Origin of the sequence: Salmonella sp. SAL04214 (genome assembly GCF_046550615.1) — a bacterium.
Classification (GTDB): Bacteria; Pseudomonadota; Gammaproteobacteria; order Enterobacterales; family Enterobacteriaceae; genus Salmonella; species Salmonella enterica.
This window is the reverse complement of record NZ_JBGDXT010000001.1, coordinates 625,861-646,960: the sequence shown is the minus strand read 5'-3', so window position 1 is coordinate 646,960 and position 21,100 is coordinate 625,861. Positions and strand designations below refer to the sequence as shown.

At 51.2% G+C, this 21,100-nt stretch carries 15 protein-coding genes; 8 read left to right on the top strand and 7 right to left on the bottom strand.

What is annotated here, in order from left to right; translation table 11 throughout:
- Window positions 1–199: 199 nt before the first annotated feature.
- The gene (gene hin, locus ACLJQD_RS03170) at window positions 200–766 is read right to left on the bottom strand and encodes a flagellar phase variation DNA invertase Hin (RefSeq protein ID WP_000190908.1); all 567 of its coding nucleotides are present in this window, start codon (window positions 764–766) and stop codon (window positions 200–202) included.
- 689 nt (window positions 767–1,455) lie between these two features.
- Here hin and iroB point away from each other — a divergent pair.
- The 4 genes from iroB to ACLJQD_RS03150 all read left to right on the top strand — a co-directional run bounded on the left by iroB (window position 1,456) and on the right by ACLJQD_RS03150 (window position 8,629).
- Complete coding sequence (iroB, locus tag ACLJQD_RS03165; RefSeq protein WP_017441171.1) at window positions 1,456–2,571, top strand: salmochelin biosynthesis C-glycosyltransferase IroB; 1,116 nt, start codon at window positions 1,456–1,458, stop codon at window positions 2,569–2,571.
- Window positions 2,572–2,651: 80 nt separating this feature from the next.
- Complete coding sequence (iroC, locus tag ACLJQD_RS03160; RefSeq protein ID WP_017441170.1) at window positions 2,652–6,308, top strand: salmochelin/enterobactin export ABC transporter IroC; 3,657 nt, start codon at window positions 2,652–2,654, stop codon at window positions 6,306–6,308.
- A gap of 109 nt (window positions 6,309–6,417) precedes the next feature.
- On the top strand, window positions 6,418–7,662 hold the full coding sequence (locus tag ACLJQD_RS03155; RefSeq protein WP_017441169.1) for an esterase family protein: 1,245 nt from the start codon (window positions 6,418–6,420) through the stop codon (window positions 7,660–7,662).
- A 31-nt stretch (window positions 7,663–7,693) separates the two neighbouring features.
- Window positions 7,694–8,629: an alpha/beta hydrolase gene (locus ACLJQD_RS03150; protein WP_000274361.1), complete on the top strand. Its 936-nt coding sequence runs from the start codon at window positions 7,694–7,696 to the stop codon at window positions 8,627–8,629.
- Between the two features lie 41 nt (window positions 8,630–8,670).
- On the opposite strand, the gene ACLJQD_RS03145 is transcribed toward ACLJQD_RS03150, so the two are convergent.
- The 3 genes from ACLJQD_RS03145 to pipB2 all read right to left on the bottom strand — a co-directional run bounded on the left by ACLJQD_RS03145 (window position 8,671) and on the right by pipB2 (window position 12,934).
- The gene (locus tag ACLJQD_RS03145) at window positions 8,671–10,845 is read right to left on the bottom strand and encodes a TonB-dependent siderophore receptor (RefSeq protein ID WP_023242669.1); all 2,175 of its coding nucleotides are present in this window, start codon (window positions 10,843–10,845) and stop codon (window positions 8,671–8,673) included.
- A gap of 530 nt (window positions 10,846–11,375) precedes the next feature.
- Window positions 11,376–11,708 carry a hypothetical protein gene (locus ACLJQD_RS03140; protein WP_077907224.1) on the bottom strand — a complete coding sequence of 111 codons (333 nt, stop codon included), beginning with the start codon at window positions 11,706–11,708 and terminating at the stop codon, window positions 11,376–11,378.
- Between the two features lie 173 nt (window positions 11,709–11,881).
- Window positions 11,882–12,934: a type III secretion system effector PipB2 gene (gene pipB2, locus ACLJQD_RS03135; protein ID WP_023242670.1), complete on the bottom strand. Its 1,053-nt coding sequence runs from the start codon at window positions 12,932–12,934 to the stop codon at window positions 11,882–11,884.
- A 517-nt stretch (window positions 12,935–13,451) separates the two neighbouring features.
- Between pipB2 and ACLJQD_RS03130 the strand changes: the two genes are divergently transcribed.
- Together ACLJQD_RS03130 and ACLJQD_RS03125 are read left to right on the top strand one after the other, a co-directional pair.
- A complete protein-coding gene (locus tag ACLJQD_RS03130) occupies window positions 13,452–14,381 on the top strand; it encodes a VirK family antimicrobial peptide resistance protein (protein WP_000178739.1) in 930 nt (309 codons plus the stop codon).
- A gap of 293 nt (window positions 14,382–14,674) precedes the next feature.
- On the top strand, window positions 14,675–15,571 hold the full coding sequence (locus ACLJQD_RS03125; RefSeq protein ID WP_000701504.1) for an antimicrobial resistance protein Mig-14: 897 nt from the start codon (window positions 14,675–14,677) through the stop codon (window positions 15,569–15,571).
- 721 nt (window positions 15,572–16,292) lie between these two features.
- On the opposite strand, the gene ACLJQD_RS03120 is transcribed toward ACLJQD_RS03125, so the two are convergent.
- The 3 genes from ACLJQD_RS03120 to tctD form a co-directional block, all read right to left on the bottom strand.
- Window positions 16,293–17,306, bottom strand: a complete 1,014-nt coding sequence (locus ACLJQD_RS03120; RefSeq protein ID WP_017441166.1) for a HoxN/HupN/NixA family nickel/cobalt transporter — start codon at window positions 17,304–17,306, stop codon at window positions 16,293–16,295.
- A 132-nt stretch (window positions 17,307–17,438) separates the two neighbouring features.
- A complete protein-coding gene (locus tag ACLJQD_RS03115; protein ID WP_000872338.1) occupies window positions 17,439–18,854 on the bottom strand; it encodes a sensor histidine kinase in 1,416 nt (471 codons plus the stop codon).
- Complete coding sequence (gene tctD, locus ACLJQD_RS03110) at window positions 18,841–19,515, bottom strand: transcriptional regulator TctD (protein ID WP_001237934.1); 675 nt, start codon at window positions 19,513–19,515, stop codon at window positions 18,841–18,843. The genes ACLJQD_RS03115 and tctD overlap by 14 nt, the downstream gene beginning before the upstream one ends.
- Before the next feature lie 154 nt (window positions 19,516–19,669).
- Between tctD and ACLJQD_RS03105 the strand changes: the two genes are divergently transcribed.
- Both ACLJQD_RS03105 and ACLJQD_RS03100 read left to right on the top strand, forming a co-directional pair.
- The gene (locus tag ACLJQD_RS03105) at window positions 19,670–20,647 is read left to right on the top strand and encodes a Bug family tripartite tricarboxylate transporter substrate binding protein (protein WP_000744413.1); all 978 of its coding nucleotides are present in this window, start codon (window positions 19,670–19,672) and stop codon (window positions 20,645–20,647) included.
- Window positions 20,648–20,658: 11 nt separating this feature from the next.
- Complete coding sequence (locus ACLJQD_RS03100) at window positions 20,659–21,093, top strand: tripartite tricarboxylate transporter TctB family protein (RefSeq protein WP_001574835.1); 435 nt, start codon at window positions 20,659–20,661, stop codon at window positions 21,091–21,093.
- Window positions 21,094–21,100: the final 7 nt, after the last annotated feature.

Genomic DNA, 21,100 nt, shown 5'->3' with positions numbered 1-21,100 from the left:
GTGTTTTGAGCGATGTCGTCTATAGCTGGATGTAACATAGGCCTTATCGTGAGCGCGCTACACTATATATGTTAATGCGTTGAATTTTTTCTCTTTTTAATTAGATGCTGTCTTTTTCGTATACTCTTCCGGTTTATTTATGCCATACGCCTGTATTACAAAAATGTTATATCCATCCTGTTGTAATTTTTATTTTAATTCATTCGTTTTTTATGCGGCTTGCCGGAAAATATCTGTATAAGGTAGATACGCCAATACCAAAAATAATAGCTAGTTGCTGCCGAGGATGGCCTTTCTCTAATAGCCGACTAATCTGTTCCTGTTCATGTTTGTTGATCGCCCGAGGGCGCCCTCCCAGTCGTCCTTGCGCTCTGGCGGCAGCCAGTCCGGCAAGGGTTCGCTCGACAATTAATTCTCGCTCCATCTCGGCCAGTGCTGACATTACATGAAAAAAGAATCGCCCCATCGCGCTACTGGTATCAATACTATCGGTTAAAGAATGGAAGTGAGCTCCACGTTCATGTAATTCTGATATTAACGCCACCAGGTTTTTCACGCTGCGGCCCAGTCTGTCTAATTTCCAGACGACAAGAGTATCGCCTTTATTTACATACTTTAACGCCCGTTTCAGGCCGGGGCGGTTTGCAATCTTGCCACTGATACGGTCCTCAAAAATGCGGTCACAATTTGCACAAGTAAGCGCATTACGCTGTAAATCGATATTTTGGTCAATTGTTGACACCCGAATATACCCAATAGTAGCCATGATTTTCTCCTTTACATCAGATAAGGAAGAATTTTAGTCGCTTTTCTCATGGAGGATTGCTTTATCAAAAACCTTGGTTTTCAAGAACCAATAAATCGTGTGGCTGATGCGCTATAAAAATCGCAGAGCGGTGACGATATCCGCATAAGGAGCTGTTCGTTCGCAACATTCGAACGGTGACGTTAAAGCCGGTTTCATTGGCTAATGAAGACGAAGGGGACAAAATTACTACAGAGTTGATACCACAGAGATAGTCCAGGCTCGCAGGTGATACGGGATTTAACGCCGGAAAGTCTGCACAGAACACGATCCGCCGCCGGACACCGTTAAATTGCCCCGCAACGTGTTATCAATACTACTCCCTACGTTTCCCGTTACCTTGCTGTCGGTACGTTTACCTCATTGTCTGAAAGGTTATTTGCGAAGTTATCATTAATAATCCACGGGCGTCTGGTATGCGAATCCAGTTCCCCAATCCTGACGCTTTGCCTTCGCGACCATACGCGCGTAAATAAGCCTGAAACCAAACTTCACCGCTTAACGCTCTCCTCTTCCCCAATTTTTACGCAAAAAATCATCACATGAACAAGGGTCGTATTTGTTATTGCATTTTACAAATGATATTGGTAATTATTATCATTCTCATTAACGACTTGTTCGATTTATGACGTGGAGAGAGAGGATTTCTCATGCGTATTCTGTTTGTCGGTCCCCCACTGTATGGACTGCTATACCCTGTGCTGTCCCTGGCGCAAGCGTTTCGTGTTAATGGCCATGAAGTACTGATTGCAAGCGGTGGAAAATTTGCACAGAAAGCAGCCGAAGCGGGGTTGGTGGTATTTGACGCTGCGCCTGGTTTCGATTCGGAAGCGGGTTATCGCCGTCAGGAGGCATTGCGAAAAGAAAATAACATTGGAACAAAAATGGGGAACTTCTCATTCTTCAGCGAAGAGATGACTGACCCGCTGGTCGCGTTCGCCGGGCAGTGGCGACCAGATCTCATCGTCTACCCTCCCCTTGGGGTCGTTGGACCACTGATTGCCGCTAAGTATGACATTCCGGTAGTGATGCAAACCGTCGGCTTCGGTCATACGCCCTGGCACATCAAAGGCGTGACGAAATCACTTTCTAACGCCTACCGCCGCCATGGGGTCAGCGCGACACCAAGAGATCTGGCGTGGATAGACGTCACACCGCCCAGCATGAGCATACTGCAAAATGACGGAGAGCCGGTTATCTCCATGCAATACGTCCCGTATAACGGCGGCGCCGTCTGGGAAGAATGGTGGGAACGTACACCTGATCGCAAGCGTCTTCTGGTCAGCCTCGGCACCGTCAAACCGATGGTGGATGGCCTGGATCTGATTTCCTGGGTAATGGATTCTGCCGGCGAAGTAGATGCCGAAATCATCCTGCATCTTCCGGCAAACGCCCGCTCGGATTTACGTTCACTGCCGCCGAATGTCCGTCTGGTCGACTGGCTTCCGATGGGCGTTTTCCTTAACGGCGCCGACGGTTTTATCCACCATGGCGGCGCAGGCAACACCCTGACGGCGCTACATGCCGGCATTCCGCAGATAGTCTTTGGCCAGGGGGCAGACAGACCCGTCAATGCCCGCGCCGTGGTCGAGCGCGGATGCGGCATTATTCCCGGTAAGAGCGGGCTTACGAGCAGCATGATCAATACCTTCCTCGGTAATCGCGCGCTTCGCGAGGCGTCGCAGGAGGTCGCGGCGGAAATGGCGGCCCAGCCTTGCCCGACCGAGGTGGCAAAAAAACTGATCGCCATGCTGCAACACGGCTAACCGCGGCAGCGCAATGACAATATGGCGGCTGAACCCAGCGTGTGTCGCCATATCTCATCTTTCATCGATAAGGAGGCTTAATGCCCGCGACTCATTCCCCCATGCCCGCTCGTGCCTGGATAGTTCGCCTTGCCCGCGTGTGTTGGGAACGTAAAACACTGAGCATCATTGTCATCGTAGCATCAGTATCGACCATTTTACTGGCTGCGCTGACGCCGCTAATAACGCGTCAGGCCGTCAATGACGCGATAGCAGGCGATACGACCCACCTGCCGTTACTTGCCTGCGGCCTGCTGTTAATTGCCCTTTTTGATTTTATCGGGAATTACGTGCGCCGCGGCTATGCCGGGGAACTCTCGCTGTGGGTTCAGCATACGTTACGTAACCGTGCGTTCGACAGTATTCAAAAACTGGACGGCGCAGGCCAGGACGCCTTGCGTACCGGGCAGGTCATTTCGCGTACCAACAGCGATCTTCAACAGGTACACACCTTGCTACAGATGTGTCCGGTGCCGCTGGCGGTGCTCACTTACTATGTGGCCGGTATCGCGGTGATGCTATGGATGTCGCCATCCATGACGCTTATCGTGATTTGCGTACTGGCCGCCCTTGCTATTACCGCCCTGCGCGCCCGTCGCCGTGTTTTCGCGCAAACGGGGCTTGCCTCAGACCGGCTGGCGCACATGACGGAGCATATGCGCGAAGTATTGGAACAGATCTCAGTGATGAAGTCCTGCGTGGCGGAGTTGCGCGAAACGCGTTGGCTCGATGGTCAGTCGCGGCAGATGGTGCGGGTACGCATCGGCGCCGCTATCTCGCAGGCGATGCCGGGCGCAACCATGCTGGCGCTACCGGTGATAGGGCAAATCGTCCTGCTGTGCTATGGCGGCTGGTCGGTAATGAACGGGCGCATCGATCTGGGAACCTTCGTTGCGTTCGCGAGTTTTCTCGCTATGCTGACCGGCCCTACCCGCGTACTGGCATCGTTTTTGGTTATCGCACAGCGCACACAGGCGTCGGTAGAGCGCGTCTTCGCGCTTATCGACACGCGTTCTCGCATGGAAGACGGTACTGAGTCGGTTGAGGGCCAGATTATCGGGCTGGACGTGGAGAAGATGAGTTTCCACTACGACAACGGTAACCGTATCCTCAATGAGATCTCGTTTTCCATTCACGCCGGTGAAACCGTGGCAGTGGTTGGCGCATCCGGCTCCGGAAAATCAACATTGCTGATGTTGCTGGCGCGCTTTTACGATCCCACCTCCGGCGGGGTGTGGCTCAACACCACTGCGGGTCAACAGAATATTCGCGACCTGAAACTGACGGCGCTTCGTCGTCGCGTTGGCGTAGTATTTGAAGACGCGTTTCTGTTTGCCGGTACGGTGGCGGAAAACATCGCCTATGGGCACCCGCAAGCGACTCAGGACGACATTCGACGCGCCGCCGATGCCGCAGGCGCCAGCGGGTTCATCAATGCGCTACCGCAGGGGTTCAACACCCGACTGGCCGAACGCGGAAGCAACCTCTCCGGCGGCCAACGCCAGCGTATTGCGCTAGCCCGGGCACTGATTACCGCGCCGGAACTGCTGATTCTCGATGACACCACCTCGGCGGTCGATGCCGGTACTGAAGCGGAAATTAACACGGCTCTTGGTCGTTATGCCGATAATGAGCATATGCTGCTGGTGATTGCACGCCGCCGTTCAACACTGCAGTTAGTCGATCGGATCGTCGTGCTGGATAAAGGCCGCGTCGTGGATATCGGTACCCAGGCGGAGCTGGATGCAAGGTGTCCGACGTTTCGCTCGCTGATGAGCGGCGAGGGGGATTTTCTCGCCCTTGCCCCGGCAGAACAACGTACGCTATGGCCAACAACGCAGGCGGTAAAATCCGACGACGCGCATGAGCGCCAGACAACCGCCGGAAAAGGTTTTGTCGACCGGATGACGCGCGTTCCAGAACGCGCCGTACAGATGGCGCTGGCAGGCCACGGGCGTCAAGTCTCATCGCTGCTGACGCCAGTAGCCTGGATGTTCGTCATCGCCGCCCTGCTTATCGCGCTTGATTCCGCCGCAGGCGTTGGCGTGCTGGTGCTTTTGCAGCGCGGTATTGACTCAGGCGTTGCCGCAGGGGATATGTCGACTATTGGCATATGCGCCCTGCTCGCGCTGTGCCTGGTGGCGAACGGTTGGTGCTGCTATGCGCTGCAAACGATCTTCGCCGCCCGCGCGGCAGAGTCGGTACAGCATACGGTACGCTTACGCAGCTTCAGCCACCTGCTACGCCTGAGTCTTCCCTGGCACGAGAAGCACATCGACTCGCGTCTTACTCGCATGACCGTCGACGTTGATTCACTCGCCCGATTTCTGCAAAACGGTCTTGCCAGCGCGGCCACCAGCATCGTGACGATGGTCGCTATCGCCGCGGCAATGTTCTGGCTTGACCCCATTCTTGCGTTAACGGCATTAAGCGCCGTACCTGTCGTGATACTGGCGACGTGGATTTACCGCCGTTTGAGCTCGCCTGCTTACGCCCAGGCACGGCTGGAAATTGGTAAGGTGAACAGTACGCTTCAGGAAAAGGTCTCCGGTATGCGGGTAGTGCAGTCACACGGTCAACAAAAGCAGGAAGCCGCCAGGCTACGGGCGTTATCAGACAACTTCCGCGCCACCCGCGTGCGGGCGCAAAAATACCTTGCTGTCTATTTTCCGTTCCTGACCTTCTGCACCGAGGCCGCCTATGCCGCCGTGCTTTTAATCGGGGCGACCCGGGTCGCCGGAGGCGAAATGACGCCCGGGATACTGGCGGCGTTCTTCCTGCTACTGGGACAATTTTATGGCCCGGTACAGCAGTTGTCAGGCATTGTTGATTCCTGGCAGCAGGCGACCGCCAGCGGCAAACATATCAATGCGCTATTGGCGACTGAGGAAACGGAGAATATTGAACCGTCCTCCATAACGCCTGGCACTGGCGGCGCGCTACGTCTGGAGGCATTGACATTCCGCTATCCCGAAAAAACGCAACCTGTGCTTGATAATCTCTCGCTCACCATTCCGCCAGGAACGGTAGTCGCGGTGGTCGGACGTAGCGGCGCCGGCAAATCGACGCTGATCAAGCTGCTGGCCGGGCTCTACTCTCCCGGCAGCGGGCAAATCCGTGTCGGTGAGCGCCTAATTGATGCCGCGTCGCTTAGTGATTATCGTCGCCAGACGGGGCTGGTCACTCAGGATGTCGCATTATTTAGCGGCGATATTGCCGAAAATATCCGCTATTCGCGGCCAGACAGCAGCGACACGGAGGTGGAGATCGCGGCGCGACGGGCGGGACTCTTTGAAACTGTGCAACATCTGCCGCTGGGGTTTCGTACTCCGGTCAATAACGGCGGCACGGATCTATCCGCGGGCCAGCGTCAGTTGATTGCCCTCGCCCGCGCCCAACTGGCACAGGCGCACATTCTGCTGCTCGACGAGGCGACAGCGCGTATCGACCGCAGCGCCGAGGAGCGCTTAATAACCTCGCTTACCGGAGTGACGCATACCGAGAAACGCATCGCGCTTATCGTCGCGCACCGGCTGACCACCGCTCGCCGCTGCGATGTGATTGTCGTAATCGATAAAGGATGTATCGCTGAATATGGCAGCCATGAGCAGTTGATAGCGGCTCATGGCCTGTATGCTCGTCTGTGGCGGGACAGCATCGGCCAGACACGCGATACGCAAGGAGAGGTCATAGGATAGTTTTTATCGCCACTATTTACGCAAAAGAAAGCCCGTAAGCGGCTGTTCCTGTAACAGCCGCTTTAGCTATTGATACTGACCGAAATATAAATGAGATGGAATACAAAGAATGAGACTGAGCCCGCCCGTCGCTCCTGTCGCTATACAGACCGCTACGCGCCTTCGCCGTCAACTCGCCGCCGGAAGCCAGGTTGACGCTTCTCACTTCTGGCGAGAAGCAAACTCGCTCGCGCTGCCGCTGGTGACAGCCATTAACGACGCAGACGATGAACGGGAAGTCACCTTCCTGTGGCGTGCCGCCTCTCCTCTGCGGGGGGTTTATGTTCGCCTGAACCGTGTCACCGATAAAGATAACGTGGCGAAAGGTATGATGACGCAACTGCCCACAACGGATATCTGGCATCTGACGCTTCGCTTACCGGCGTCCTACTGCGGTTCCTATACGATGGTCGAAATACCACCGGAAACCCCGGACGAGACGGTGTTGCAGCTTGGAAGCCGTTTCGCCTCCCTTGTCGGGAAGGCGGACCCGCTGAACAGCACGCCGGGAATAAATGTTTGGGGCAATGCGCAGGAGTCCGTTCTGGCGTTGGATCATGCCCCGGCACAGGAGGAGTGGTCAGGCTGTCGCGCTTACGCCGGGCAGCTTTTCACCTCAGAACATCGGCTCGCCGGACAACGTCGCCGTGTGCGGCTGTATCTTCCTGACGTTCCTGTCGTACAACCGCTGGGCTTACTGGTACTCACGGATGGCGAGATCTGGTTCGACCATCTTGGGGTAAGCGCCGCCATTGACGCCGCCATCCGCAGCGGACGCATCGCGCCGGTGGCCGTACTCGGCATTGATAACATCAACGCGGGTGAACGCGTCGCAATCCTCGGCGGTCGCCGCGAGCTGGTGCTCGACATTGCCGAACGCCTGCTGCCAACCCTTCGCGCCAACTACCCGGAACGGCGGTGGGCGGACCGTACACAAACGGTGCTGGCTGGGCAAAGCCTCGGCGGCGTGACCGCGCTGATGGCGGCCCGCCACGCGCCAGAGAGCTTCGGCCTGGTGCTGAGCCACTCCCCCTCAATGTGGTGGACGCCGGACAACTGCAACCGCCCGGACCATTTCAGCGCAGAAGAGCGCTCATGGGTCAGCGAACATGTGTTATCCGCGCCCTCGCCAGCCGTACGTACGCATCTGTGCGTGGGATCGCTGGAAGGTTCGACGGTCCCGCAGGTCAAACAGTTGCATGAAAAATTGTGCACCGCCGGCGTCGAAAGCCATTGCAGCGTGTACACCGGCGGTCACGATTATGCCTGGTGGCGCGGCGCGCTGATTGACGGATTACGTCTACTGCCCCGATAAAACTTCACCTGCCAAAAAGGAATCACATCCGATGTATGGTCGCCAGTACCACAACAAGTGCTATCGCATGGCGCTATTTTTAGTGAGTTTTTGTTTTAGCGCGCTGAGTTATGCGCAGCCGGACATGCAGCCATTAGGGCCGAATATTGCTGATAAAGGTTCGGGATATTACCATTTTAGGGTCAATGACTTTCAATCTGCCGATGGCGCAAGACATTACCGGGTATGGACCGCTATTCCCAATAAAGCCGCCCCGCCGTCGGGTTATCCTGTTTTATATATGCTGGACGGCAACGCAGTGATGGACAGGCTGCCGGAGGCGCTGCTCAAACAACTGGCAGACCACTCGCCGCCGGTGATTGTGGCGATTGGCTATCAGACTAACCTGCCGTTTGATCTTAACGGCAGAGCTTATGACTATACGCCGGCGCCGGGAATCGATCGCGAAGGCAGTGAAAATAACCCGCGTTTTCATCGTAAAACCGGCGGCGGGCCAGCGTTCCGCCAGCTACTGGAGAGACATATCGCGCCGCAGGTGGAACAAGGAATAACCATCAACCCCGAACGGCGCGGGGTATGGGGACATTCTTATGGCGGCCTGTTCGTTTTGGACTCCTGGCTGTCGTCATCCTTCTTTCATATCTATTACAGCGCCAGCCCGTCACTCAGCAGGGATAATTTTGCCCTGTTGAATCGCCTTACGGCAGTGAAGCCGTCGCCGTTCTGCCATAAGAAACTCATTATAATGGAAGGTTCAGCGTCGAATGGAGATAGCAGGCAACGCCAGATGGCCGAGCTCCTGCAAAAAGTTCAGGAGACCGTGAGAACGCTTGAGAACAACGGCGTTAACGCGGCCCTGCAGCATTACCCGGGCCTGGGCCACGGGCCCATGTTTAACGCCTCTTTTCGCAGTGCATTGCTGGATATCAGTCGCGAACCGGCAAGCCAAAAACCACGCTGCCATTAACCCGCCGCCAGAATATGCCCGCCAGCGGCGGGCATAATCCATCAAAACGAGGCCGTCACACCGGCATAATAAGCCCGACCCGGTTCGTTATAGGTATTTGCCCCTTCGGCGGAGCGATAGATCTGTTTATCGAAGATATTGCTGATACCGACATTAAGACGCAGGTTCTTGTTGATATCGTAGTTAACGTTAGCGCCGACCAGTGAGTAAGCCCCCAGCGCTTTCCCGGACAATCCTTTGGTCTCTTCACTACGCGACTCCGCATGTGTTCGCGGTTTTTGCTTGCCGTATAACGTCCAGTTGACGTTAGCGGAGAGCGCGCTGGTGATAGTCCAGTCGAGGAAGGTATTCACCGTATATTTCGGGATTATCGATAAGGGATTGCCGGTATCTTTTTGCTCAGAAGCGATCATATAAGTCGCATTGGTATTCCAGTTCAGACGATCCGGCATCAGCGGAACAGCCATGCTGGCTTCAATACCTTCAATCAGCGCTTTACCGCCGTTCTGCCATTGCAATACATAAGCGCCAGATGCGCTTCTGCCAATAATTTTATCACCTGCGACAATCTTATTCTGATAATCGTTACGGAAATACGTGACGCTTGCGTGGTAATCGTCTACGGTAAATTCCAGCCCAATCTCTTTATTGATGCTAATTTCAGGATCGAGGTTCTTATTACCGACCAGATAACAGCCGCCTGACGTAATATCTTTTGGACAACCGTTGCCTTTCGAATAGAGTAAATACCCCTCACTGGTTTGATACAAGTTCGGTGCCTTAAAGGCACGGGCAATACCGGCTTTCACCTTGACGTATTCACCTAACTCCTGGGAAAGGTTAAGACTGGGACTAAAATTACTCCCGGATTCACTCAAATAGTCAAAACGCAGACCCGGAATAATATTGGTACCGGCCATGGGTTCGATATTATCTTCAACGTACAGCGCACTGATTTCCGATTTATTTTTGCTGCTACGGTTAGCCGCCGAACCGGAAATCCCGGCGATATTGCTATCCTTAACCGTCAGACTGGTAGAGGAAGGATCGTTCAGCTCATCGCGGTTCCACTCCGCGCCGACGGTGAGCGTTTGCTCAAATAGCCATATCACCGGGACATTCACCTCGCCGCTGGTGCGATACGAGGTCAGGCGGTTAGTGGTGAACGTCTGGTCGTTGGTAATACGCCCCTCGCCGCCGCCGGAGAGCCCCTCATTCATGCGGGTGTTATCGGTTTTTTCATAGTAGAACCCCAGGCGGCTTTGCCCCCAGTCCCAGATGCCGTTATGAGTTAGACCGTAATTCTGCCGGTACAGGCGATTGGTCTCCCGCCCGGACTGCGCCAGACTTTTGGTAACCGCGTTTGAAGTACTGTTTTGCGTATCGCCAGCATAAATATTCCCCTGCCGACTATATCCCGCTTCAAAATCAAGGAATTGCTGCGGGGTCATTTTCCATGAGAAGACGCTATTAATATCTTTATTGGTGACCCCCTCCCGTCCGGCGGCATTTTTGGTCCCGGCGGAGGAGTTAATATCCCAGCTGTCGGCATCGGTTCTGTTGAGATTACCGTACAGGCGCATCGTCAACGTATCACCAGCCAACGGGCCGCTAAGGCTAAAGTTACCCCGCCGGGTGTCACCTTCTTTGCTGCTTTCCGGCTGGTTGGTATAGAGCGACAGCGAGCCGTGCCAGTCATTAGTGGGGCGTTTGGTGATGATATTCACCACCCCGCCTGCGGCACCGGAGCCATAGCGCGCGGCGGCGGGCCCACGGATCACTTCAATACGTTCTACCATCTCCGGCGGTACCCAGTTTGTATCGCCACGGGTGTCGCGTTCTCCGCGCCAGCTATAGCGAACCGAATTTCGCGACGTCACCGGCACGCCGTCAATCAGCACTAAGGTATTTTCCGGCCCCATACCACGAATATCAATTTGTCGGTTATTTCCGCGCGTCCCCGAGGCGCTATTGCCGGTAAGATTAACCCCAGGCATCTTACGAATAATATCGGCAAGATCGTTAACGGGAGGATTCTTTTGAATATCGTCACGAGTAATAATCGAAACGCCCGGCTGTTGCTTTAATACTTGCTCGGCAGTGGATTCAACCACCATCGTTTCGCCGTTGTCGTCTGTAGATTCTGCTGCTGATAATGGACTATTAATCCCTGTAGAAACCACGGTTATTAACCAGATGTACTTCTTAACTCTCATACCCATTCCCTAAATAATGTCTAAAGTAGCGCTGTTGCCCTCAAACTCACATCCTTGCCAGGTTACGGCCATATAGTAATTATTATCATATGCTAATGATAATAATTATCATTCAATTAAGAAAAAGGCAATCTTTCAACCGCAAAAATCTGGTAATAAAAAAACGGAAACGGGATTTTGCAATATGACTCTCTGTCCGGGCTCCACTTTGCCAGTAAATCCGGGAAGGGGGGCAGAATGCGTCTACTGAACGAAGGTTTTACAAAACAGGAATAGAGGAAATTAATTATTTTTCAAAGCGTTAATGACAATAAACAACCAGGTAAGATGGTATAGCACGGTTCAGGGTTCACCGCCGCTTCCCTGCCGACGGCGAGCCGTTCTTACAGTTTGCCAGCGACTTTCCGTCTGGGTAATGGTGGGATCGGATACGATTGTAATCATTCGATATATGACGATGAAAGTGATGTTGGCGCCAAAATACAAAGCGCCTGGTAATATTTATCAGGCGCTTTGCAGACAGAAAACCATCAAACATCGGTTTCTCGTTCTCCAGGATCTACTGGAAAATATGGCAACCCACAGTTAGTGGATTTTACTGTCGGGTCTTGCCAGGGATGTTGTGTTACCCCCAGGTCTTTTAAAAGACCTCGTAACAGCACTAACTCGCTGGGTGTCATTTTTTGCTTTGGTTCACCCTCTTTAGGTGGACGAATATCCTCCTGACTAGTACATGTAACACAATAACCTTTTAACTCTATCAACTTAGGCTTAGGGGGGGCCTTAGGATCGGGAGGCGTCGGGCTGGCAACGCACGAACAGGCACTTATACATCCAGGCATAACGTTTTCCTTTTCAAACAATTCGCTTTAGTTGGAAGTTCTACTTGAGAAAATAGAAATGGTTGTTCAGATATTTTGATCGTCGCATACTCCTGTAATAATAAAAGATACTGTAAATAATTTACTCTCAGCTACTATTCAGTAGCAGATAGTTATTCTTACATTGCTTTTATTTCAGATTTACGTCAAAAAGGCTAAATATTTTCACTATAAAATTCGTTAAAGAGTGTTTGTGTACTTGTAGACATTCTGGCGTCTTCGGTACGCAAATCGGTTAGTGTACAATCTTTAAAACAGGTATTGTTTAAATTAGCCTCAGCCAAATCAGCCCCGTCCAGGTTCGTAGAAATGAAACTAGCCTTTCGCAGGTTTGCCCGGGTTAAGATAGCGCCTTCCATATCAGCAGCCATTATAGTAGCACTCTGTAATGTCGCACCGCTCATATCAGCACGTATAAGGGTTGCGCCTGAAATATTAGCGTGATCCATATTTGCACCGGAGCAAAGACATTCTACCATGCTACAGCCTAACAGACTTGTGTATTGTAAATTGGCGCCAGTAAGATTAGCGCGATCGAGGGTAGCGCCACACATAATACTATGTTCCAGACAGGCGTTCATTAAATTACTGTCGCCTAATGATGCTCCCGATAGATTTGCACCCTTAAAATTTGCACCGTCACAATCCGCCATAAACAGTACTGCCCCCCCTAAATCTGCGTCGCTTAGGTCTGCGCCACATAAATTTTCTGCCGTCAGATTTGCTCCGGTAAGGACAGCGCCTTTAAGATTCATGCCTCCCTGGGCAGTTAACATTACAGAATCCTGAGGGATAGAAAATTCGTATCTGAATAGTAAAACTCGACATATTTTTTCAAAAGAGACAAGCGGAATTTCTCTCGTCTCAGAATGGTCGCCTTTACTGACCCGTACAATAACTTGTTCAGCTTCGTTATTCTCACCAGGAAGATTAAATTCGACACGACACCCATCCATATCATCCAGTATAATGTTTTCTGGCAACGGAGCACCTCTGTCAGGCATTGAACTTTTCAATGTATCAGCCATAGTGTCTATCAATTCCTGATATTGTGCTTCATTTTTCCGACGTACCCCACCACAGGTAAAAAAGTTGATGATATATTCCAGAATAGTTTTGGGAGAGGTAGCTTGCCGCATAGCAGCAGAAGTCCCCGCGCCAAAAGCAGATGTAGCCATACCGGCCAGACTACCGAGTGAACGCTGCATATATTTTCTCCCAGAGAGAGCAACACAGTACATGATAAAATTTATCATATAGATTTGCATTTAGAGATAAGGTGAATACCCCCTTTGCGTTTGGTTACATAATAACGTATCACGACGCTTTGCTGTCTGGCTTACACAATAGCAGCCAAATAAATATATTGGCTTATACTCGTCATACTTCAAGTTGCATGTGCTGCGGCTGCGTTCCCTCCTCCCAGTCACTTACTTTAGTAAGCTCCTGGGGATTCGCTCGCTTGTCGCCTTCCTGCAACTCGAATTATTTAGAGTATAAACATTATTTAAAATAATAAACACGGCATTCGTTTTAATACTACGTTCAGGACTCATCCCACTCATTAGCAGAAAACCTATTAAAAAGCGTGTTCAGGCGTTTTATTGCTGCCATTGATAAACTGTTTAACAACGTCGTCTGTACAGGTCTTCTTCGTTGCCTTTACGTTTAACTCAATCAGGCTACCGTCTCGGTTATAAGTCTATCGAGTAGTAGGGACGTAGTATGACGATGCAGCAAAGTGATATGGAAAGATATAATCCATTATTAATGTTAAAAGAAGTCATGGCGCAGACGCCTTATCGCCATAAACGCTGGGGAGAGCGTAAGTTTCGCTATAAATTTGTATTACGTTGCCTTATTAACCCTGTAACGACAATTAAATACTTCAATGAATTATGCCATCTGTCTCAGCCCAGAACGCTGATCATTCATCGTCCACTGTTGCCGGCAAAAATCCAGCGGCCCTATTTGTATACCGGGCTTAGCATACGTTGCCGGGCAAAAGCTATTCTGGAACACTACCAGTTCGTTCAGTCCTTTCCGGAAAATAAAATTAAAAAGATCCTCCTGTCCGAGGAACAAATCTTGCTCGCTCACCTGGAAGGAAAAAACGGCGCTCTGGTGGATATCTACTGCGGTCCCTGTGGCTATGACAGGGAAGGTGAACTGACATTAACGCTGTGCTTCAATGATACGCCGTTGGCACGTTTATCATTTTCCTTTATCCGCCATGAAGGGAAGCAAATAGCGCTGGTTGCCGGGTTACAAGGGCCCAGTAAACATGTCGGCCCACAAGTCATACGTAACGCCACCAAAGATTGTTACGGTCTCTTTCCTAAACGGATGCTGTATGAAGCATTTGCGACATTGATGCTGGCCTGTAATGTCGACGAGATTTATGCGGTAAGTGAAAACAACCATGTTTATCGTCAACTCAGGTACTTATTCCAGAAGAAAAAAACTTTTGTGGCCAGCTATAGTGAATTCTGGGAGTCGCTAAACGGCGTTAAGAAAGGTGCCTTATATCATCTGCCATCACAGGTGATGCGTAAAGCGCCTGAAAGTATCCCCAGCAAAAAACGCGCAGAGTATCGGAAACGCTATCATATTCTGGATACAATAATACAAGAGGTTAACAGCCTCTCCCGGTAGAACTATTTCATACGCGGATGTGCAGATCCTGCTACCGTTCAGCGGATCTCTTTGAAATCTGTATCGCTACTGGATGGTTAAATACAGAATGGCTTGCGAGTGAAAAGCGCGGCATTAAACCGTCGCTTTCACTCATGCTATGATCAACATCTTAATCTTATTCCCTTCACCATAACGTCATCGATTAGCATGTTAACCATTAAATACAAGCTAAACATTTGTCACATTTTTATTTGGTTGAGCAAAAAAATAATACAAAATAGAATTTTCAGTAAGCTAAGTCAGGAGTTTTGGTGAAAATACAAGAAGTTAAGCGTATATTAACCCGCTGGCAGCCGTCTTCCTTTGCCCTATACCGGGAGGTGTTTACGCAATACGGCGGTAGTATCAATATGCACCCAGATATTGTGGATTATTTTATGAAGCGCCATAACTGGCATTTTAAATTCTTCCACTATAAAGAAGATGATAAGATTAAAGGCGCCTACTTTATCTGTAATGATCAGAATATTGGCATCCTGACGCGCAGAACCTTCCCGCTATCGTCAGATGAGATACTTATTCCGATGGCACCAGATTTACGCTGCTTCTTACCCGATCGTACTAACCGGCTTTCGGCGTTGCATCAGCCACAAATACGCAATGCCATATGGAAACTCACCAGAAAAAAACAAAATTGTCTGGTCAAAGAAACGTTCTCTTCTAAGTTTGAAAAAAGACGCCGTAATGAATATCAGCAATTTCTTAAAAAAGGCGGTAGTGTAAAAAGCGTTGCTGATTGTTCTTCTGATGAACTGACTCATATTTTTATCGAGTTATTTCAGTCTCGTTTCGGCAATACGTTATCTTGCTATCCCGCTGATAACCTTGCCACCTTTTTTAGTCAACTGCATCACCTTCTGTTTGGGCATATTCTTTATATTGAAGGGATACCCTGTGCATTTGATATCGTATTGAAATCTGAAAGCCAGATGAACGTCTACTTTGACGTATCTAATGGTGCAATTAAAAATGAGTTCAGGCCACTCAGTCCCGGCAGCATACTAATGTGGCTAAATATTAACCGTGCCAGACATTACTGCCAGGAAAGACAAAAAAAATTACTTTTTTCCATCGGCATACTAAGGCCTGAATGGGAATATAAGCGCATGTGGTCGACCCCCTATTTTACCGGAAAATCGATTTGCTAAAAAGAAAGCCTGGACGTAAATATGTTTTTTACGTCCAGATTTTTCATAAGTCCTGATGAACTGATAAAAAACGAAAGTTTAATCATAATTTGAAAAATAAGTTAACCACCATATAATCATAATGACAATTACTCGAAATTCACTTACACTACACTCGGTTTTACGGAATTGATTAACACGGTATGTTACAGATAACGTGCTAAAAAGCGTGCAGCGGTTATACATTTTCATATGTATGTGTCATTAACCTGGCGTCAGGAACAGATGATGATGACAACTACCCTTTTATCTCTTCTGGCCTGGCATACCGTCAGTAGATTAAAGGTGTAGCCTTGCTTTATGGCATTACAAAAATGTGGGTGAGGTCTATGCTCAATGTATACGTTATTTGTAACAACGCTCTTGTGCATAAACAATACGTTATTGCCAACAGCACTGAACGGGTACAGTGGTTCTTGCTGACAACAGGCTTAAAGATCGCCTTAACACGGGATACCTGATAACTGGATTATATTATGACACATGCAGACTGGCTGATTCTTGGGTATACAACTGTTATTATTATTTTTGGTATTGTATGTTATATCGGATTGCTTAAATTGATAACGAAAGGCAAGCATGAAAAATAACGCACTTACCGGGAAGAATATACTCTCAGGAGATAAAATGCTTCGGCAATGATATGACACCACTGCCGAAATGCTATTTTTACAGAAATCAATCAGGTATTGAGGGTGATTTTATCATAGCCGCGCCAGCGATAATTCAACAACGAGAGCAGCCAGAATAGCACGAAAGCGCCCACTACCCAGAAGCCCACATTCCCCATATGATCGTTAAGCGTGCTGACGGTCTGCCAAAATGTTCCGCTTAACTGTAACGCATCATCAATCAACCCCAGCGCCTCAAGCCCGCCAATCGCCAGCGCGACAATGACGGATGCGGCGGTAATGGTCATATTATAATAAAGCTTACGTAATGGATGCGAGAAAGCCCAACCGTAAGCGCCGACCATGACAAAGTTATCCAGGGAATCCACCAGCGCCATCCCGGCGGTAAACAGCACAGGAAAAATCATCATCGACCAGAGAGATAGCCCCTGGTTAGCTGCTGAAGCGGAAATGCCCAGCAACCCAACCTCGGTTGCGGTATCAAATCCCAGACCAAACAGAAAACCGACAAAATACATATGCCAACTGGAAGTGACTAAACGAAACGTACGCTGAAATATACGCGTCATCAGCCCGCCAGGTATCGCCTCGTCATGCGCCCTCACTGACTCGCCGCGGGTAACCGAGCGAAATTGCCGCCAGACGTTGAACAAAATAAACAGGTTAAGCAGGGCCATCGCCAGCAGAAAAAAAGCGGAAACAGCCGTACCAATCAACGAACCATATTGATGCAAAACATCAATACGATCGCGAAATGCCATCGACGTCACAACAATCGCCAGACATGCCAGAACGACAATGGTCGAATGACCCAATGAAAAAAACGCCCCCACGCCTAAAGGCGTTTTACCCTGCTGCATCAGTTTACGGGTGACGGTATCGATGGCTGCGATATGATCGGCATCAACCGCATGACGCAGCCCAAAGCTATACGCCAGTATGGCTGCACTTAGCATGACTGCATGGTGATGAAAAACACAGAATGCCCAAATCCAGGCCAGGATGTTAATCCCGACAAGAAAGACGGTTAATGCTATTCCCCGTCGTTTAGTATGATTATTCATGCCCCTGCACCCACTATATTTTTAATTAACGCTACGGTTTGTAGGGGGAATGTATGATCATTTGATTAAAACGTCACACCTCAAGATGCGACTTTTTGTAAACGTGCTTTACCGCTGACACATTTGTGCGCATTACTGCGGAACAAGGCTTAAAAAGCGTATCCGAACGTATAGCCCTCCCAACGCTTCACTACGGGAAAAATGGGGATGAGTACGGTGCAGGCGTGCGATATCATTGACCAAAGCCAGACCAATACCCGCCCCGGCCACATTTCCTACGTTATCGAGCCGGTGGAACGGCTGTAGCGCCAGATGGATGTGTTCATCATCAATGCCGGGGCCGCTATCTTCGACAACCAGCGTCACGGCATCGCCATCCCGTTCAAGCCGCGCGGTGACGATGCCTTGCTCAGGCGTGTATTTCAGCGCATTATCCAGCAAGTTTCCGCACAGCTCGCTAAGCAGTACCTCATCCCCCTCGATCCACATCGCTTCCTGTTCGCCTTCGTAGCCCAGGTCGATATGTTTACTCCGCGCCTGCGCCAGGCGGGTAAAGCAGCCGCTCTGTACGATATCGTACAGATTCACCGGGGAAAAACGCCGCTCGCCCTGCTCTTTATGCTTTACCGCAGAAAGTTGCAACAATCTTTCCGTGAGCTGAATGGTGCTATCCAGCGTTACGCTCATCGCCTGCAGACTTTCGTACCAGTGATGAGGGTGCTGGCTGGCTAACGCCACCGCCGCCTGCGTTTTTAACACCGCCAGCGGCGTTTTTAACTGGTGAGAAGCATCGGCGCTAAAGCGTTCCTGCCGGGAAAGGATGCCGCGGAGCCTGTCAATGTAGCGATTAAACGCCACGATTAACAAGCGTGTTTCCGACCACGGCAGCAGTTCCGGCAGCGGCGTTAGCAGACCCGGTTCGCGGCGTACCATTAATGACGAAAGTTGACGCATAGGGCGCAGGATCCGGCGTAATAACCAGCCAACCAGCACCAGGGTCAGCAACACCAGCAGCCCCTGTGAGATCCAGGAAGAGAACAGCAGTTGGCCCGCCAGATAACGACGGGACTGCAGCGTCTCTGCGACATAAATCTCCGCCATGCCGATAATGCCGCCTTCGTTGACCGGCTGTAGCAAACGCGCCACGCGGATCGCCTCGCCGCGATACTCGGTATGATAGAACCACGCCAGCGCCGGATAAAGCCGGGTACGAGGCGTAGCGGGCGGCATGGCAGGCAGATCGTCATAACCGGAAATGACCTTTCCGGAAGGGTCGACGACTTTGTAATAGAGTCGATCATTCATATTAAGCTCGAAGCTATCCAGCACCACCCAGGGCACGTTAACTTCCAGATGGTTATTGCGCACCACCAGCCGTTCCGATACCGTTCGCGCCGAGGAGAGCAACGTACGATCATAAGCCTGAGTGGCGGCCTGTAGCGCATTGACATAACTGTTAAACGCCGACAGCCCCCATAGCAGAATCAGCGGCAACCCCAGGAACAGCAAGAGTTGCAGGTACAACGATTGCGGCTTAACCCACTTCATCGCCGCGCTCCAGCACATAACCCAGGCCGCGCAGCGTCGTAATTCGTACATCGCTTCCCTGGAGTTTTTTACGCAGTCGATGAATATAAAGTTCGATGCTTTCAGGGCTTACCTCATCGTTCAGGCTGAACACCTGTTCAAAAAGCTGCTGACGCGAAACCGGCCGCGTTCGTCGGTACATCAATACGGTTAAGAGCGCCTGCTCACGCGGCGTCAGCGCTAACGGCTGTCCCTGTAACAGAAAATACCCTTCATCATGAAAGATCAATTCCCCCAGTTGCTGAACTTCATGAACCTGCCCAGCGCTGCGTCGCAGCAAGGCCCGTAAACGGGCATCCAGCTCTTCCAGTTCAAAGGGTTTCGGCAGATAGTCATCGGCGCCGACGTTGAGACCTTTTACACGATCCGCCACCGCGCTTCGCGCCGTGAGCAGCAAAACGGGCAAGGTCTGACCGCGTTTACGCAGCCGTTGCACCACCTCCAGTCCATCCATTCCCGGCATATTGATATCCAGCACCGCCAGCGCGTACATTTCACTGTGCAGAAGATGGTCAGCCGCCAGGCCGTCAAATACGCAGTCCACGGCAAAGCCGTTTTGCACCAGCGCTTTCTCCAGCCAGTGAGCCAGCTCACGGTTATCTTCCGCCAATAAGAGACGCATATCACATCCTGTAAAGTTTCTGCCGCATTGAAAGGGAATTGAAAGGTTATTGTTTTAACAATCACGCAACCGAACTGCTACATGTCGGCTCACATAATCACAAAAATCTTCTTCCGAACCTGAAAAATCCGGACGTCCGGCGTGAGGATAAAAAATGAAAAAACAATTACTTCGTACCCTTACTGCAAGCATTTTATTAATGAGTACCTCTGTTCTGGCGCAGGAGGCGCCGTCGCGAACGGAATGTATCGCACCAGCCAAACCTGGCGGCGGTTTCGACCTTACCTGTAAGCTGATTCAGGTGAGTTTGCTGGAGACTGGCGCTATCGAGAAACCCATGCGGGTAACGTATATGCCCGGCGGCGTCGGCGCTGTGGCCTATAACGCGATAGTCGCTCAACGCCCTGGCGAACCCGGGACTGTGGTCGCCTTTTCCGGCGGTTCGCTGCTCAACCTGTCGCAGGGGAAATTTGGTCGCTACGGCGTGGATGATGTGCGCTGGCTGGCAAGCGTGGGCACTGATTACGGCATGATCGCCGTGCGTGCGGATTCCCCGTGGAAGACGCTGAAAGATCTGATGACGGCGATGGAAAAAGATCCCAACAGCGTGGTCATTGGCGCTGGCGCCTCTATTGGCAGCCAGGACTGGATGAAGTCGGCGTTGCTGGCGCAAAAGGCGAACGTCGACCCGCACAAGATGCGCTACGTTGCCTTTGAGGGCGGCGGCGAGCCGGTGACGGCATTAATGGGCAACCATGTTCAGGTTGTCTCCGGCGATCTCAGTGAAATGGTGCCTTATCTGGGCGGCGACAAAATCCGCGTGCTTGCCGTCTTTTCAGAAAATCGTCTGCCGGGCCAGCTTGCCAATATCCCTACCGCTAAAGAACAGGGCTACGACCTGGTGTGGCCGATTATTCGCGGCTTCTACGTCGGGCCCAAAGTCAGCGATGCCGATTACCAGTGGTGGGTGGATACCTTCAAGAAGCTTCAGCAAACCGACGAGTTTAAAAAGCAGCGCGATCTGCGCGGCCTGTTTGAGTTCGACATGACCGGCCAGCAGCTCGATGACTACGTGAAAAAACAGGTTACTGATTACCGTGAACAGGCGAAAGCCTTCGGACTCGCGAAATAATCGCGGAGGCAATGATGAGCGATCGTATCTTTGCGGGTATCTGGCTGTTGCTCTGTATCGCCGGGCTATTCATCGCCTGGCAGATCCAAAGCGAATACAGCTATGAACCCGTCGGCCCCCGCCCTTTTCCGCTGGGGATTATCGGCCTGATGGCGCTCTGCGCGCTGGCGCTGTTATTGCGCCATCCCGACACGGTGAGCTGGCCGCGCCGCCATGTGCTGCAAAAGCTAATTACCATGATCATCATCCTGTTGATGTATGCCTGGGGATTCGAATGGCTGGGTTTTCCCATCGCCACCGCGCTTCTCACCATGGTTATCGGGATGCTGTTCGGCGCCACGATTCCGGCGGCGGGTATCTCCGGCGCGGTATTAGGTATTCTGCTGTGGTATGCCTTTGACCGGCTGCTTGATGTCACCTTACCTCTCGGCGCCTGGCTGAGTTAACGGAGCA